The organism is Haloechinothrix sp. LS1_15, assembly GCF_033042135.1.
Classification (GTDB): domain Bacteria; phylum Actinomycetota; class Actinomycetes; order Mycobacteriales; family Pseudonocardiaceae; genus Haloechinothrix.
Genome location: NZ_WBXM01000007.1, coordinates 1 through 14,811 on the forward strand (window position 1 = coordinate 1; position 14,811 = coordinate 14,811).

The window sequence follows — 14,811 nt, forward strand, 5'->3', positions numbered from 1 at the left end:
ACGAGCGTTAGAGACCGGCCGGGCGCGCCCTACCCCTCCCGCCGCGCCCGGCCACCCGCTCCGGCCGGGCCGTGGCCGCGCCCCGACCCCCACGGCCCGGCCGGACACCACCACACCACCAGCGAACAGCCACCGCGACGCTGCCCGACCACGGCAGGCCACAGAAGGTGAGGAGAGCGCCACAATGGATTAGAACGCGGAAGGCGTGCCGTATCCCGCACCAGCGCCACGATTTCTGTGGCTGGAGATCACCGGCAAATGCCAGCTCGACTGCTCGCATTGCTACGCCGAATCCGGGCCGTCCGGCACGCACGGCGCGATGACCACCACGGACTGGCTGCGGGTGCTCGATCAGGCCGCCGCGCTCGGGGTGGAGATGGTGCAGTTCATCGGCGGGGAACCAACCCTGCACCCGGACCTGCCGCGGCTGGTCGAGCACGCCCTGCACCACGGCCTGGCCGTGGAGGTGTTCACCAACCTGGTGCACGTCACCGACCAACTGTGGGAGCTGTTCGCCCGGACCGGCGTGTCGCTGGCCACTAGTTACTACTCCGACGACCCGGCGCAGCACGCCAGCATCACCGGTCGCCCCAGCCACACGCGCACGAAGGCGAACATCGCCGAGGCAGTCCGGCGCGGCATCCCGCTGCGCGCCGGGGTGATCGATCTCGGCGGCGGTCAGCGCGCCGAGGCCGCGCAGGCCGAGCTCGCTGAGTTGGGCGTAACCGAGATCGGCTACGACCGGCTGCGGCAGGTCGGGCGCGGTAGCCGCGACCGGCAGGCCAGTACCGACCAGTTGTGCGGACGCTGTGGCGATGGTGTGGCCGCGATCTCCCCGGACGGTGCGGTGTGGCCGTGCGTGTTCTCCCGCTGGCTACCCGCCGGCAGCGTCTTGGCGGCCGAACTCGCGCAGATCCTCTCCGCTCCCGAGGCTGAGCGGGTGCGCGCGGAGCTGCGGGCCGAGTTCGCCACGCGGGTGCCGTCGATGCCGTGCGTGCCGAACATGTGCGACCCTCAATGTGGCCCGTCGTGCAGCCCGGCCTGCCGTCCGGCAGGCAACTGCCGACCGGTTGGAGCGTGTGCACCCGACTACCGCTGACCAGGGGCGATTCGTTTGCTTGTCCGCCGTGCGTACCTCAGTGAAGAGCACCGCCCGGATCTGTCCGAGTGGCCCTTCACGGTGCCGTGCGTGGCCGAACTCGCCGAGCACGGCCTCGACTTCACCGCGCCGGTCACCTTCCTCGTAGGCGAGAACGGCTCCGGGAAATCCACCGTCATCGAGGCGATCGCCGAGGCGTTCAAGCTCGACGCACACGGCGGCCGCGCAGGGCGCAAGTACGTCAACGACCGCCCGAAAACCCCGCTCGGTGAGCTACTGGAGCTGGAAACCACTCTGGAAGGCCAGCGGATGCGCACCGGGCCACGCACGAAGCGGAAGGGGTTTTTCCTGCGGGCGGAGACCGCGTTCGGGCTGATGAACGCCGTCTCCGGGATGCGTGGCTACTGGGATGCCGATACCAGCGAGATGAGCCACGGCGAGGGGTTCCTTACCGTGTTCGCCGAGATGTTCCAGGCACCGGGGCTCTACCTGATGGACGAGCCGGAAGCCGCGCTGTCGTTCTCCTCGTGCCTGCAACTCGTCGTGCTGATGCACGACCTCGGTAAGTCCGGGGCGCAGATCATCTGCGCGACCCACTCACCGATCCTCGCGTCCACCCCAGGGGCGGACATCATCGAGATCGGCGAGCACGGCACCCGCCGCGCGAAATGGGACGAACTAGACCTGACCACGCAATGGCGGCGGTTCCTCGCCGACCCCACCATCTACCTGCGCCACATCACGCCATGACCGCAGGCGAAGGCAGCCCCGAGGCCGACCGGCGCTACCGGGAGTGGATGCGCGAGCTCCTCGATCGGGCCGCACGCCGGTTCCGGGTGACGCTTGACGGACCAGCCGTCTTCGGCTGGCGGGACCGCTCCCTCGGCGCACCAGTGCGCGCCGGTGAACATCCGCGCTGGCTGCGAGTCGTGACCGAAGCTCCCCGATGGGCGGACGGTCTCATGTGGACCGGAAACCTCGACGCGAACGACCTGGAAGGCCTCGCGAAGCCGCGCGTTCTCGACGTCGTGGAGTGGCGGGACAACCCCGCCCGGCACGTCCGCGCGGAGTTGATGACCCAGCTGGCCGGGACGCCGTGTTCACCGGACCCCGTCGCCGGCCCGGATCTCGCGCTCGACGAGGGCTGGTGGTCCCAGCTCACGGGTTTCCTTCGCGATCTGTCCTGCGCCCCAACATCGCGGGTGAACGCCGACCAACCCAGGGTCGATCACCGCGTCGATGCGGCGTTCGGTCCCGGCGTGACCGTGGCGGTCGATCGGTGGGAGACCGTGCACGGCGATCTGCACTGGGCGAACCTGCACCGGGAGCCATTCGGGGTTCTGGACTGGGAAGGGTGGGGGCGCGGTCCGGTCGGCACGGATGCCGCCACCCTTTACCTCTACAGTCTCGCGGCCCCCAACATCGCAGCCGCCGTGCACAGGCACTTCAGCGACGTTCTGGACAGTCCGACCGGGCGTACCGCCCAGCTCTTCGTCACGGCGCGACTGCTGTACCGGGCCACGCTCGGCGATCACCCCCAGCTCATCACGCCGCTGCGCGCCCGCGCCCACAGCCTGCTCGTCGACAGCGGAAAGATCTCGCCGGACACCCGCTTCGGCTGAACCGACGCCGTAACGGTGCGGGCGGTCACTACGCACTCCCCGCGGTCACCGGCGCCGGATGAGCCCCACGCACCAGGCCCTGCTCCACACCGCCGCACGGCTGTTGCGACGCGTGGCATGCATCGGCGATTTCCCGGAGCTGGAACCACCGCTACTTCGCCTTGTCGCCCAGGTCACGGGCAAGGACCAGCGGCCGGGCAGCCGGGACCCCGGCGGGGCAGGCCTGCCTGGCAGGATGAACGCATGACAGCACCCGAATACGCGCCCGATTTCACCCTGCCCGATCAGACCGGAACCCCGCGCAACCTGCACGAGTTCCTCGCCGAAGGACCCGTGGTGCTGTTCTTCTACCCCGCCGCCCTGACACCGGGATGCACCGCGGAAGGTTGCCACTTCCGCGACCTCAGAGCGGAGTTCGACCAGGTCGGTGCCCAGCGGCTCGGGATCAGCCCGGACAGCGTCGACAAGCAGGCCACCTTCGCCGAACAACACAGCTTCGACTACCCACTGCTGTCCGATCCAGACGGTGCGGTGGCCGCGCAGTTCGGCGTACGCCGCAAGTTCGGCCCGCTCCTGACCAAACGTCAGACCTTCGTCATCGACACCGACAGTCGGATCATCGAGGTCATTAAAAGCGAGATCAGGATGAACGTGCACGCCGAGCGGGCGCTGGCCCGGCTCCGCGCCCGCTGACGGCCATCCGGCGCGCGATCACTCGAAAACCAGGTCTTCAGGGACCGGCTGATCGGTACGTAACGCCTCGAACATCCGCTCGGCGCGGGCGTGGTCCAGCTCCGCGGCCGCCGCCGTGGCCACCGGGATCGTGGTGGTCACCACCCCACCGTCCGAGATCCCGCGCATCGCCCACGCGAGACGCACCAGGTGGTGCAGCCGGTCGGAGTCGTCGACGGTCAGCGCCTGCGGGCCAGCGTGCATCAGCGGCACCGCACGGAACGGGTTCAACAGGGTCCCTGGGCTCGCGGCCTGGCTGGCGAGCGCGCCGAGGAACTCACGCTGGTTGGAGATCCTGTCCAGGTCCGAACGCGGCGTCGCGTCGCTGTAGCGCATCCGCACGAAGTGCAGCGCCTCCTCGCCGCTGAGCTTGCGCTCCCCCGCCTCGACAGTGCGCCCCGTGCGGGTGTCGTGCATGTCGGATTCGATGGTCATCTCCACACCGCCCATGGCGTCGACGATGCTCTCGAAACCCGCGAAGCCGATCTCGACGTAGTGGTCGATCCGCAGTTGCGTCAGCTGCTCCACGCTGCGCACCAGCGCGGTCGGGCCGCCGAGGGAGTAGGCCGCGTTCGCCCGCCCGCTGCCGTGACCGGGAATGTCCACGCGCAGATCGCGGGGAACGCTCATCAGGGTCGGCTTGGTGTCGTTGTCGGGAATGTGCGCCAACATGATGGTGTCGGCCACCTCTCCCCCGTCATCTCCGGTCGCCAGGCGTGCCCTGTCCTCGGCGTCCAACCCCTCACGGCTGTCCGAGCCGACGATCAACCAGTTGGTGCCCGCCGCGGCAGCCGGCCTGCCCTCGTAATCCGTGATCGCCTCGGTCCGGTCCAGCGACAGGTCAACGTAGATCCACGCAGCGGCGAGCAGCAGCAGGAAGACCGCGGCCAACGCACCGAGCACGCGCGGCATCCGAGACCGCTTCCTGCGCGCCGGTCGCGGTTTCACCGGCGGGCGGTGCGGCTGCCGCGCCGTCGCCTGCGAGGAACGCGCCCGCCCGGCAGGCCGGTTACCGCCGCCCGGCAACGGCATCATCCTCGTTGCCTGGTGTTCCCGCCGACCACCCCGCTGCCAGCCACGCTGCGCGCGCGACCTACCGTCGTCGTGACCGCGAAAGCTCATCCCGCTCCACTCGTCGAGGGCTGCGTTACCGGCAGGCACACCCGCCCGCCGGGGACGCACCGTGCGTGTTGCCGAACCTACACCGCTGTGCGGTGGGGCTTCACCCCGTCCTCCCTCCCGCGGCAACCGTCAACCGTAGCCGGTCACCCTCCGTGCGCTGCCACGCGCGCGCGACGATGGGGTCGGGGTGCGCGAGGCCGAACGATTCGAGAACGAACGCGCGCACCAGCCGGTTCCAAGTCGGTGCCCGGCGCAGCATGCGATGCCCCTCACCGGGCAGCTCGAAACGGGCCACGGTGGTCACCTCGGCCGCCCTGCTGGCGAAGGCGTACGAGCTCTCGGGAGAGGTGACGTCGTCCTCACAGCCGTGGACGATCAGTGTGCGCACCCCCCGCAGCGGGCTTACCCACTCCGCGTCCGTGGTCCACGGTGCCAGCGCGCACACCGCTGTCACCTGCGGATCCTCGGCGAGCCGGATGGCGACCCTGCCGCCCATCGAGTGCCCGACCAGCGCGACTGGCACCTCGGGATGGCGGGCACGCAACCGCGCCATCGCCCACCGCGCGTCCCGCACCGGATCGAGCCGCGGGGCGTTCCAGCCGCGGAACCGGTTCCGCAGTGTCCACACCGCGATACCGTGCCGAGCTGCGGCCCCGTGCACCACCGCAGCCAGGTGAAGCATCCGCAGGTGCGGTAGGGACCGGCGGGTGATCGGCTGCTCACCGTACTGCGCCCCACCGTGGAGCAGCAGCACCACACCGCGCGTGCGCGCTGGCGAGGGCAGCCGCGTCAGGGCGGGTCTCGGCATGCGTCGCGACCGTTGATACACCATGCCACCTGTGTCGCCGTCGGGTCGGGCACCGAGCGGGAGGCTCGGTAGGGACGGTCACCATCATCCAGCAACCACCAGCCATGGCGGTGACCCCCGCTCCAATGACGCTGCGCCACCCGGCCGCCACCCGGCCGCCACCCGGCCGCCACCCGGCCGCGGCGCCGCGGCCGGTGCCGCTGGCCCGCCCGGAGGGCCGGTAGCCTCGGGCGGAGGGGCGAGTCGCACCCGCTGACCGGGCGCGCCGGGATGCAGCAGGCCAGGGAGGACAGGTGCAGCACAGCTCGTGGGCGGCACTGGCGCGGCGCACCCGCCTCCCACGCGACACTCCAGGCACCGACCTGCTCGTCTACCTCGCGTTCGCGGCGTTCGCGCTGATCACCGCATTCGTCCCCGAGTACTACGGCCACCGTGTCTGGGGCGCGTTCGCGGCCACCGGCTACCTGCTGGCCGCGACCCACAGCACGTGGCTACTGGTACGCGCACGCCGTGGGCTCCCGCGCGGTGGTCGGTGGTGGCACTCGCGGTGGGTCGGCATCCTGCTCACCGTCGTAGGTGCCTTGCTGGCACCGCTGATCTACCTGATCCTGCGCCGGATCAGCAGCGCCGAACGGCCAGTCGACCCGGGGACGTGGGCAGCACAGCCCGAGGTGTGGGTCGTCGAACGCGCGGCTCGGCTCCTGCTCGACACCGGCACACCCTACCTGGACATCGCCACGCTGGATCGGCTTCCGGGGCCGTACGACTACACGCCATACGGCCCGGTCATGGCGCTGTTCGGGTTACCGAAAGCGCTGGCTGACGAGTCCACCGCTCCCGCGCTGGCGGCGGGAACCGACGTGCGGGTGGTCTTCGTCTTCATCGCCGCCGCCTGCCTGCTGGCGAGCTGGCTGATCCTGTCCCGGCCACGCATTCCGGTGCCCGCGGCGCAGCTGGCGCTGGCCGCGCCGCCCACGACGCTGACGGCAGCGGTCGCCGGGCCCGATCTGGCCGTGCTCGGCCTGCTGATCCTCGCCATCGCACTCGCAGCGCGCCTGCGGGCGGCCGCCGCGGGCGTGATACTCGCCCTGGCGATCGCCACCAAGCTCACCGCGGTACCTGCGGTACTCGTACTCGCCGTGCTGCTGGCACGCGGCGGCACCGCGGCACTGGCGCGGTACACCACCGCGCTGTTGGCGACCATCGCGGCGGTGAGCGTGCCGATCTGGCTCCGCGCCCCCGAAGCCTTCATCGAGCACGTCGTGCGCTTCCCGACCGGGACCGCGGCCGCGGAATCCCCGGCCACCAGCCCCTTACCGGGACACCTGCTAGCCAGCACGGGCCCGGTGGGACACGCGGCCGCACTCCTGCTGCTAGCGACCGCAGCGGTGCTGGTCGCGGCGTGGGTGCTCGCCAGCCCGCCGCGCACGGCGGGCGACGCCGCTTGGCGACTCGCCGTCGGGCTGGGAGTAGCCATGGTGCTCGCACCCGCAACCCGCTGGGGCTACTTGATCTACCCGCTGGTGCTGACCGGCGTGCGACTGGCCCTGCCGGAACGGAGCGAGGACGAGCGTGCGCCCACCACGCCCGTCACAACGGCGTCGCCGCCGCTGTCATCGTCGCGTGCACCGCGGTCACCCGGCCGGTTTCGCGAGAGGTGAGAGGTTACTGCTTCTTCTTCGACCGTGTCGCTCCGCCGCGTCCGCGCAGTTGAACCCCGGACTCGCACAACACCCGGTGGACGAACCCGTAGGAGCGTCCGGTGGACTGGGCGAGGCTCCGGATGCTTTCACCCTTCTCGTACTTCCTCTTCAGGTCGGCCGCAAGCTTGTGCCGCGTATCGCCGGTGATGCGTGCGCCCTTCTTCAGATCAGCCACGATATCCCGCCTCCTACCGGAGAGTGGTCTGGGCCACAGCAAGCCCCTTATCGCAATGATCGAACACGAAGCGGCGAAACGCCAGACGGGAACCGGAATTGCTTGCGGAGATCACCCACGGACGGCGTAATCACGTCGGTGGAACCCAGCATGCGTCCGCGTCAGGACGGCCGGTGGTTGGCGTCTTCGACGACACACTGATGAACAACCCTGTCGGGTCAGGCCAGCTCGATGAGTTCCCGGTACTCCTCCGACCAGAAATCCTCGCTGCCGTCGGGCAGCAGGATCACCCGCTCGGGTTCGAGCGCGTCGACCGCCCCCGGATCGTGGCTCACCAACACGACCGCGCCCGCGTAGCTGCGCAGCGCGTCGAGCACCTGCTCGCGGCTCGTCGGGTCCAGATTGTTGGTCGGCTCGTCCAGCAACAGGACATTGGCCGCGCTGGAGACCAATCCCGCCAGCGCCAACCGGGTCTTCTCTCCCCCCGAGAGGCTGCCCGCTGGCTGCTCCAGCTGCTCGCCGGAGAACAGGAAGGTGCCGAGCAGCGTGCGCAGTTCCTGCTCGCCCGCGTCGGGAGCGGCGTACCGGACGTTCTGCCACACCGTGGCGTTGTGGTCGAGCGTCTCGTGCTCCTGGGCGTAGTACCCGACACGCAACCCGTGCCCGGCGACGGTATGGCCGGCGTCTGCGTCCTCCATCCCGCCGAGCAGCCGCAGCAACGTGGTCTTTCCCGCACCGTTGAGGCCGAGAACCACCACCCTCGAACCACGGTCGATGGCCAGGTCCACACCGGTGAACACCTCGAGCGAACCGTACGACTTGGACAGCCCTTCCGCGCTGAGCGGGGTCTTGCCGCACGGCGCCGGTGCCGGGAAGCTGATCGTGGCGACCTTCTCCGATGTGGGAACGTCCTCCAACCCGGAGAGCATCTCGTTGGCACGGCGCGCCATGTTCTTGGCCGCCACTGCCTTGGTGGCCTTCGCGCCCAGCTTGGTGGCTTGCTTCTGTAACGCGGCGGCTTTGCGCTCGGCGTTGGCCCGTTCACGCCTACGCCGCTTCTCGTCGGTGGCGCGCGCCTCGAGGTACCGGCTCCAACTCATGTTGTAGATGTCCACCGCGCCACGCTGGGCGTCCAGGTACCACACCTTGTTGATCACATCATCGAGCAGGTCGACGTCGTGGCTGATCACCACGAGTCCTCCCTCGTGCGCCTTGAGGAAGGAACGCAACCAGCCGATCGAGTCGGCGTCGAGGTGGTTGGTGGGTTCGTCAAGCAGCAGGACACGGCTGGATCGACCGTCCGGGCCTGCCTCGGACGCGGCGAACAGGATGCGCGCCAGCTCCACGCGCCTGCGCTGGCCACCCGAGAGGTTACCCAACGGTTGAGTCAGCACCCGCTGTTCCAGACCCAGATTGACGCAGATGCGGGTCGCCTCGCTCTCCGCGCCGTAACCACCGAGTGCGGCGAACCGTTCCTCCAGCCTGCCGTAGGCACGGACTGCCTTGTCCCGCGCTGTATCGTCGGCGAGTTCGGCCATCGCCACCTGGGCTTTCTCCATCTCGCGGGCGATCTCGTCGAGGCCACGCGCCGACAGCACCCGGTCCCGCGCGCTGACCGCGAGATTGCCCTCCCTCGGGTCCTGCGGCAGGTACCCCAGGTCGCTGCCTCGGTTGACCACACCCCCGTACGGCTCACCCTCACCTGCCAGCACCCGCAGCGTGGTGGTCTTACCCGCTCCGTTACGCCCCACCAAGCCGATGCGGTCACCCGGCTGGACCCGGAGCGAGGCCGATTCCAGCAAGATGCGTGAACCGGCACGGAGTTCGAGGCCGGTAGCCGTGATCACAGAAAACTCCAAGGAAACGTCATGGTCGATCGGTCCTGTCCCCCGGTCACCTCGCCCACGTTGACACGCGGGCAGGCGGCATGCGACTCATTCCAGGCGAACGACCATGGCACGGAGTCTACGCACCGCGCACGACCCGCCGCGTCCCGGCGTGGTCCGACTCACCCGTCGCGGACCACGACCTCGACGGCCACGGCCCGCTCAGCCGCCTCGTCCAGCACACTCCTGCGCGGTTCGGGCACGTCGAGCACCCGCCCGGTGGCCAGGTGCAGTACCGGCGCCAGCCGCCGATCGGCTCGCAGCTCGTCCAGCGCGCCACGGTCCCCGCCGAGCACGATAGCGTCGAGCCGCACCACCTCGGGTACCAGCAGCTCCTCGACATCGTCGGCCGCCCGGCGCAACGCGTCCGCGGCCTGCTCCTGCCGCCGCCGCGCGAAGCGCTGCTGAGACCACCCACCCGCGGCATTGCGACCCTGCACGCGATGCCGCGCCGTCCGCGAGGCGACCACCGAACCATCCTCGACCACCCCGATGCTGTGCGCTCCCTTACGCAGCAGCACCAAACCGATGCGCCGCGATCGCTCCGCGTGCTCGACGAGGGCGTCGACCGCCAACCCCTGATACGTGCCCGAACTCGCCCCGGAAAGTGGCGGGAACGGCACCGCGGCGGTGGCCACCGTGCCGTTACCGCCCCACACGGTGACTTCCTCGGCACCGATGCCGGTCTCACGCACACCGTCGTTTCTGCGGGCGAAGTTGTCGAACCAGCGGCGCAACCGGTGGGGCGGAACCTCGACGGCACGCCCGCCGCCCGCGACCTCGCGCACCCTCATAGCACGAACGCATCCGACCACGGCGCCGATGTCCGACCGGCCAGCGCGTCCAGCAACGTGGCGCCCTGCTTGTCGGTCAGCGAGGCCACGAAGTCCACGATGGCCCGGCCCCGGGCGAGCCGCTCGCGGCCGGGCGGCTCGCCCATCCCGTTCGCGCGTGGGATGTCCAGCAGTTCCGGTCGCTGCTCGGCGAGCCGCTGGTACTCGCTGGTGGCCAGTTCGAGAAGGTCGTGCAGCCGCCTCGGGATCCGGTACCACTCGTGGCCGTCGCAGACCCACCTGTCCAGCTCGTCGACCAGCGACCGCAGCAGCGACGCCTGGCCGCGCTGGTGCAGCGCGAGATCGGGGCGTAGCAACACGAACCGGCTGTGCACCCACTTCAGCACCTGGACCTCGTGCCACTGCTCGGCGCGGAGCGTGACATGCCCCGACCGGGTCGACGGGGACTCGGTCAGCACGATCCCGCCGACGAGCCGCTCGGTCCAGCGCGTGGAGAACTCCGCGATCGCCTGTTCCGCCTCGACGGAACCGTCGAACACCGCGGCCAGCAAGCCGTCCACCAGCTCGTGACGCACCCGGACGACAGCGTGGGCGAACACGTCGTCACTGACCACCCAGGAATCCTTGGCATGTAGCCTGCGGCGCATCCGCTCCAGTGAGTAGCCGGGCTTGTGCCGACTGGTAGCCAGCTCCGCATCGGGAACCGACGCCAGTTCGAGGGCGTTGCGGGTCCAGTGCTCCAGCTCGCCTGCCACGCTCGCCTGCTGCAACACCCCGATGCGATGGAAGTCCTGTAGGTCGTGAATCGCGTAGGCGATGTCGTCCGCGGTGTCCATCACCGACGCCTCGACAGTTTGTTGCCATGGCTCGATCTGCCGGATGAACGGCGCACGCGCCTGCTCCACATCGTCGAGCTCGGTGAAGTACGCCGAGTACTTGGCAGAGCCGGTTCCCGGCGCCTCCGGCGGCTCGGCGGCCCCGCGCGGCGGGACCGGCATCGACGAGGGATGCGGCTCGGGAAAACCGACCCGCGCCCACGGGTACTTCAACACCGCCGCACGGACCGCGGCCGTGAGGTCCAGCCCCACCGCGGTAGGGCCACGCACATCGGTGGTGGTCAAGATGCGGAACGTCTGCGCGTTGCCCTCGAACCCGTCGACGAGCCCGAACCGTTCCCGCGCGATGTGATCCAGTACCTGCTCGCCGAGATGCCCGAACGGGGGGTGACCGAGATCGTGGGCGAGCGCGGCCGCCTCGGCCACGTCGGGATCGCACCCGCCGAGCTTGTCCACCAACGCGGCGTCCTCGGTGGCCGCCCCGAGCCGCTCAGCGATTCGCCTGGCGACCTGCGCTACCTTCAGGCTGTGCGTCAGCCTGTTGTGCAGCAGCCCCGAGTCGGTGGTACTGACCACCTGGGTCACCCCGCCGAGCCTGGCGAAGAACGGCGAGGTCGCGATCCTGTCCCGGTCGACCCGAAACGCCTCGTCAGCCGAGGCAGGCGTGCCAACGGAGTTCAGCGCGGCGCCGTCGCGGCGCGCCGCCCGTACAGCTGCCCGCTCCCCCGTACTGCCGGTGTAGCTCGTCTCCTCCACGTCTCCACCGTAATGCCCACGCCCGTTCCGGCGAGGTAAGGACGTGTTCGATATCGCGATGATCGGCGGCGGGCCCTCCGGATGGGCGCTGGCGAGCTCCTGCGCGGCCGCCGGGCTCGACACGGCGCTGATCGACGAGCGGCCGCACCGCGTGTGGTCCGCGACCTACGGGGCATGGCGCGACGAAATTCCCGACCCCTTGACGCCTGCTATCGCCACAATGCCCGGGATCACCCGGACGCACGCCATGACCGGGAGGACGCTACCGAGGCAGTACGTGGTGCTGGACAACGTTGCGCTGGCACGGCTGCTGCACACCCCGGACGTGACCGTGGTGGCGAGCCGGGTCACCGCGAGCGGGTACCACCGTGGCGGTGCCTGCCTGCGCACGACCGACCAACGGCAGCTGCACGCACGCCTCGTCGTCGACGCGACCGGGGCGCGACGGCGCCGGAGTCGGCAAGCCGCCGAGCAGACCGCCGTCGGCGTGACCGTACCCGCCGAGTACGCGCGCCGCCTCGTACCGGACGCGCCGGAGGCGGCGTGGATCATGGACTGGCGGCAGGCCGTGCCGGAGGCGATACCGCCCACCTTTCTCTACGCCCTTCCCGTCGGGCCCGACACGGTGCTGCTCGAGGAAACCTCGCTGGCACGACGTCCCGGTCTTGGCTTCGACGTCCTCGCGCGGCGGTTACGCACCCGGCTGGCCGCCGCCGGGATCACACAGCATGCCGGGCCGGTCGAACAGGTGCGCATCCCGCTCGACGCCCCGGTCGCCGGGGCCGGGCCGCCGTCGGCGCATCGCGGTCCGATGCGATTCGGGGCAGCCGCGGGCTTGACCCACCCCGCGACCGGCTACCAGCTGGTCACCGCGCTGACCCTGGCGCCGCGCCTGGCGGCCGTGCTGGCCGAGCATCTTCCCGGTGCCCCCCACCGCGCGGCGGCCGAGGCCCGGTACGCGATGTGGCCGCCGCGGGCGCTGGCCGTGCACGCGCTGCGCCGCATGGGACTGCGAGCGCTGCTGCGCATGCCCGCCGCCGCGGTTCCGGAATTTTTCGAGCACTTCTTCGAGCTTCCGGCCGAGCTACAGCGGGCGTACCTGTCCGGGCGCGAGGACCCGCGCGGCACCGCCACCGCCATGGCCGCCCTCTTCGACGCCGTCCCCTGGCGGCTACGCCGCTACCTCGCCTAGCCGCGGGGCCGGGGTGCGAGCCCAAGGGCCTCTTCGGTGCCATGTATGTACCGAACGGCCCCTTCGGCTCGCAGCCGGGCGCCCCTAGCTGGTGGGGACACCGCCCGTGCCGGGGCCACGTACCCCTTCCAGGGGTGGCAGCGGGCAGTGCAGCAGGGCACACACGGTACGCAGCAGCTCGGCCTGCTCCACGGTGACCACGCCGTCGTGGCTGATCACGTCGACCATTCCCGCCACCACGTGTTGCTTCTCCCTGCTACCGAGACCGTCGAGGGCGGGCCAACAGCTGTCCAGCTCCATCAGCCCCTGTTGCGGCAGCTGGTACGGGAGTTGACTGTTCGGCAGCAGCCGGGCCATCCCGGCGTGGTAGGCGGCCTGGGCCGCCCGCTCGTCTCCCTGCCCCGCGCGGGCGAGCACCGCCAGCAACATCGCGATCGGGCGCGCGTTGCGTGCCAGGTCATGCTTGCCACGCGCCCGCCACGGCGACGTGTGGTGCACCGCCTCGTACAACTCGCGGTGCAGCAGCGTGCCGAGGCAGTACTCGAACACGCTCAACCGCCCGTCGGCGCCGATCAGCTCGGCCACGCCGTCCATCACGGCCTGCAACTCGGACCCGTCCCTGTGGCGCAGCGCCGAGAACGCCACCTCGAGCAATGGCAACCGCAATCCCGGGTCGAGCTCGGCCACCGCACTCGCGTCCTGCCACACCGTGTCGGCGAGCTCCCGGCCGTACCGGCGCGCCAGCGCCGCGTGCTGCGTGCTGCGCACTTCCTGCTCCGGTGACAGCAGCAGCGCGTACACAAGCGAGACCACCCGCTCGCGATCCCTGGCTCGCTGCATCAGCTCCGCGGGGATCCGCCGCAGGATGTCGCCTGCCTGCTCGTAGGAGTCCGCGCTCGGCGCGCCGACACCGGCCACCACCGCGTACGACTGCACCGGCACCTCGCGGGGGGCTTGCCCGCCGCGAGGTACGGCAGCACCGGACGATCCGGTGCTCGGCGAGCCCTTCGGAGCTGCCCCGCCCGCACCCTCGGCCAGGCCTTTCGCCCGGTCTTCTTGCAGGCCGGACGGTGGTGACGACGCCCACCGCTTACGTAGCTGCTCCAGCTCCCTCGGGTCGAAGGACGGATCCAGTTTCTTGATCCGTTCCGGCAGCGGCGGGTGGGTGGCGAAGGCATTGGAGAAGTTCATGCCCTCGCCGAACAGCATGTGGCTGACGTCCTCGACGTGCCCGTCGCGCATCTTCGACCCGGTCTCCAGGCCGCCGATCTTCTTCAGCGCACCGGCGATCCCCTCGGTTTGCCGGGTGAACTGCACCGCCGAGGCGTCGGCGAGGTACTCGCGCTGCCTGGCGACGGCCGCCTTGATCAATCGGCCCATCACCACGCCGACGTAGCCCACGATGAGCAAACCGAGCGCGATGAGCAGGATCGGTGCGCCGTTGCGTCCGCCGCCGCGGCTGCCGTAGAGCATGATGCGGCCCACCACCGCCAGGGCCATGATGCCGAACAGCACACCTATCAGCCGGATGTTCAACCGCATGTCGCCGTTGATGACGTGGCTGAACTCGTGGGCGATGACGCCCTGCAGCTCATCCCGGTTGAGCCGTTCCAGCGCACCCCTGGTGACCGCGACCGCGGCGTCGGACGGCGACCAGCCCGCGGCGAACGCGTTGATCCCCGGCTCCTGCGGTAGCACGTATACCTCGGGCACCCCCACGCCCGAGGCGATCGCCATCTCTTCGACCACGTTGCGCAGCCTGCGCAACTGTGGGTCCTGGGTGTCCTCGGGGACGTAGACACCGCCGAGTTTGCGAGCGACCGCGCCTCCGCCACCGTTCCGCAAAGCCATCATGCGGAACAACGAAGTCAGCGCGATCACCACGATCGTGATCCCGCTGATCACGATGATCGCGGTCAGCAGCTGCTCGGCCGGTTGCTCCCACATGTCGAACGCGGTCAACGCGATCACGTTGATCACCAGGACGATGCCGACCACGGCGACCAGGAACAGCAGCACCAACCGGTGCGAGATCCGACGTACCTGATGCTGGCGCTCGAAGAAGTTCATCTGCCGCCCGTCCGGT

The 14,811-nt window shown here is 70.2% G+C and carries 14 protein-coding genes; 7 read left to right on the forward strand and 7 right to left on the reverse strand.

Going from position 1 to position 14,811, the window contains the following annotated elements:
* Nucleotides 1-205: 205 nt before the first annotated feature.
* From F8178_RS12070 to F8178_RS12090, 5 genes are all read left to right on the forward strand, one after another.
* On the forward strand, nt 206-1,099 hold the full coding sequence (locus tag F8178_RS12070) for a radical SAM/SPASM domain-containing protein (RefSeq protein ID WP_317494856.1): 894 nt from the start codon (nt 206-208) through the stop codon (nt 1,097-1,099).
* 90 nt (nt 1,100-1,189) lie between these two features.
* Nucleotides 1,190-1,849: an AAA family ATPase gene (locus tag F8178_RS12075; protein WP_317494857.1), complete on the forward strand. Its 660-nt coding sequence runs from the start codon at nt 1,190-1,192 to the stop codon at nt 1,847-1,849.
* On the forward strand, nt 1,846-2,721 hold the full coding sequence (locus tag F8178_RS12080; RefSeq protein WP_317494858.1) for an aminoglycoside phosphotransferase: 876 nt from the start codon (nt 1,846-1,848) through the stop codon (nt 2,719-2,721). Before F8178_RS12075 ends, F8178_RS12080 begins: the two co-directional genes overlap by 4 nt.
* Nucleotides 2,722-2,779: 58 nt before the next feature.
* Nucleotides 2,780-2,968 carry a hypothetical protein gene (locus tag F8178_RS12085; protein WP_317494859.1) on the forward strand — a complete coding sequence of 63 codons (189 nt, stop codon included), beginning with the start codon at nt 2,780-2,782 and terminating at the stop codon, nt 2,966-2,968.
* A complete protein-coding gene (locus tag F8178_RS12090; RefSeq protein WP_317494860.1) occupies nt 2,965-3,414 on the forward strand; it encodes a peroxiredoxin in 450 nt (149 codons plus the stop codon). The genes F8178_RS12085 and F8178_RS12090 overlap by 4 nt, the downstream gene beginning before the upstream one ends.
* A gap of 18 nt (nt 3,415-3,432) precedes the next feature.
* Here the strand turns inward: F8178_RS12090 and F8178_RS12095 are convergent, their stop codons facing one another.
* Nucleotides 3,433-4,575 carry an LCP family protein gene (locus F8178_RS12095; RefSeq protein WP_317494861.1) on the reverse strand — a complete coding sequence of 381 codons (1,143 nt, stop codon included), beginning with the start codon at nt 4,573-4,575 and terminating at the stop codon, nt 3,433-3,435.
* Between the two features lie 100 nt (nt 4,576-4,675).
* Complete coding sequence (locus F8178_RS12100; RefSeq protein ID WP_317494862.1) at nt 4,676-5,383, reverse strand: alpha/beta fold hydrolase; 708 nt, start codon at nt 5,381-5,383, stop codon at nt 4,676-4,678.
* Between the two features lie 293 nt (nt 5,384-5,676).
* On the opposite strand from F8178_RS12100, the gene F8178_RS12105 reads away from it, so the two are divergent.
* On the forward strand, nt 5,677-7,044 hold the full coding sequence (locus F8178_RS12105; RefSeq protein WP_317494863.1) for a glycosyltransferase 87 family protein: 1,368 nt from the start codon (nt 5,677-5,679) through the stop codon (nt 7,042-7,044).
* 4 nt (nt 7,045-7,048) lie between these two features.
* Here F8178_RS12105 and F8178_RS12110 read toward each other — a convergent pair whose 3' ends face one another.
* The 4 genes from F8178_RS12110 to F8178_RS12125 form a co-directional block, all read right to left on the reverse strand.
* The gene (locus F8178_RS12110; RefSeq protein WP_396345394.1) at nt 7,049-7,261 is read right to left on the reverse strand and encodes a helix-turn-helix domain-containing protein; all 213 of its coding nucleotides are present in this window, start codon (nt 7,259-7,261) and stop codon (nt 7,049-7,051) included.
* A 218-nt stretch (nt 7,262-7,479) separates the two neighbouring features.
* Nucleotides 7,480-9,108: an ABC-F family ATP-binding cassette domain-containing protein gene (locus F8178_RS12115; RefSeq protein ID WP_317494864.1), complete on the reverse strand. Its 1,629-nt coding sequence runs from the start codon at nt 9,106-9,108 to the stop codon at nt 7,480-7,482.
* A 161-nt stretch (nt 9,109-9,269) separates the two neighbouring features.
* The gene (locus F8178_RS12120) at nt 9,270-9,941 is read right to left on the reverse strand and encodes an acVLRF1 family peptidyl-tRNA hydrolase (RefSeq protein ID WP_317494865.1); all 672 of its coding nucleotides are present in this window, start codon (nt 9,939-9,941) and stop codon (nt 9,270-9,272) included.
* Nucleotides 9,938-11,533 carry a deoxyguanosinetriphosphate triphosphohydrolase family protein gene (locus tag F8178_RS12125; RefSeq protein WP_396345396.1) on the reverse strand — a complete coding sequence of 532 codons (1,596 nt, stop codon included), beginning with the start codon at nt 11,531-11,533 and terminating at the stop codon, nt 9,938-9,940. The genes F8178_RS12120 and F8178_RS12125 overlap by 4 nt, the downstream gene beginning before the upstream one ends.
* 43 nt (nt 11,534-11,576) lie before the next feature.
* Here F8178_RS12125 and F8178_RS12130 point away from each other — a divergent pair, with 43 nt between their 5' ends.
* Nucleotides 11,577-12,725 (forward strand): lycopene cyclase family protein, encoded by a 1,149-nt coding sequence (locus tag F8178_RS12130; RefSeq protein WP_317494866.1) that lies wholly within the window; start codon nt 11,577-11,579, stop codon nt 12,723-12,725.
* A gap of 84 nt (nt 12,726-12,809) precedes the next feature.
* Here F8178_RS12130 and F8178_RS12135 read toward each other — a convergent pair whose 3' ends face one another.
* Entirely contained in the window at nt 12,810-14,795 is a 1,986-nt protein-coding gene (locus F8178_RS12135) for a M48 family metallopeptidase (RefSeq protein WP_317494867.1), read from the reverse strand.
* Nucleotides 14,796-14,811: the final 16 nt, after the last annotated feature.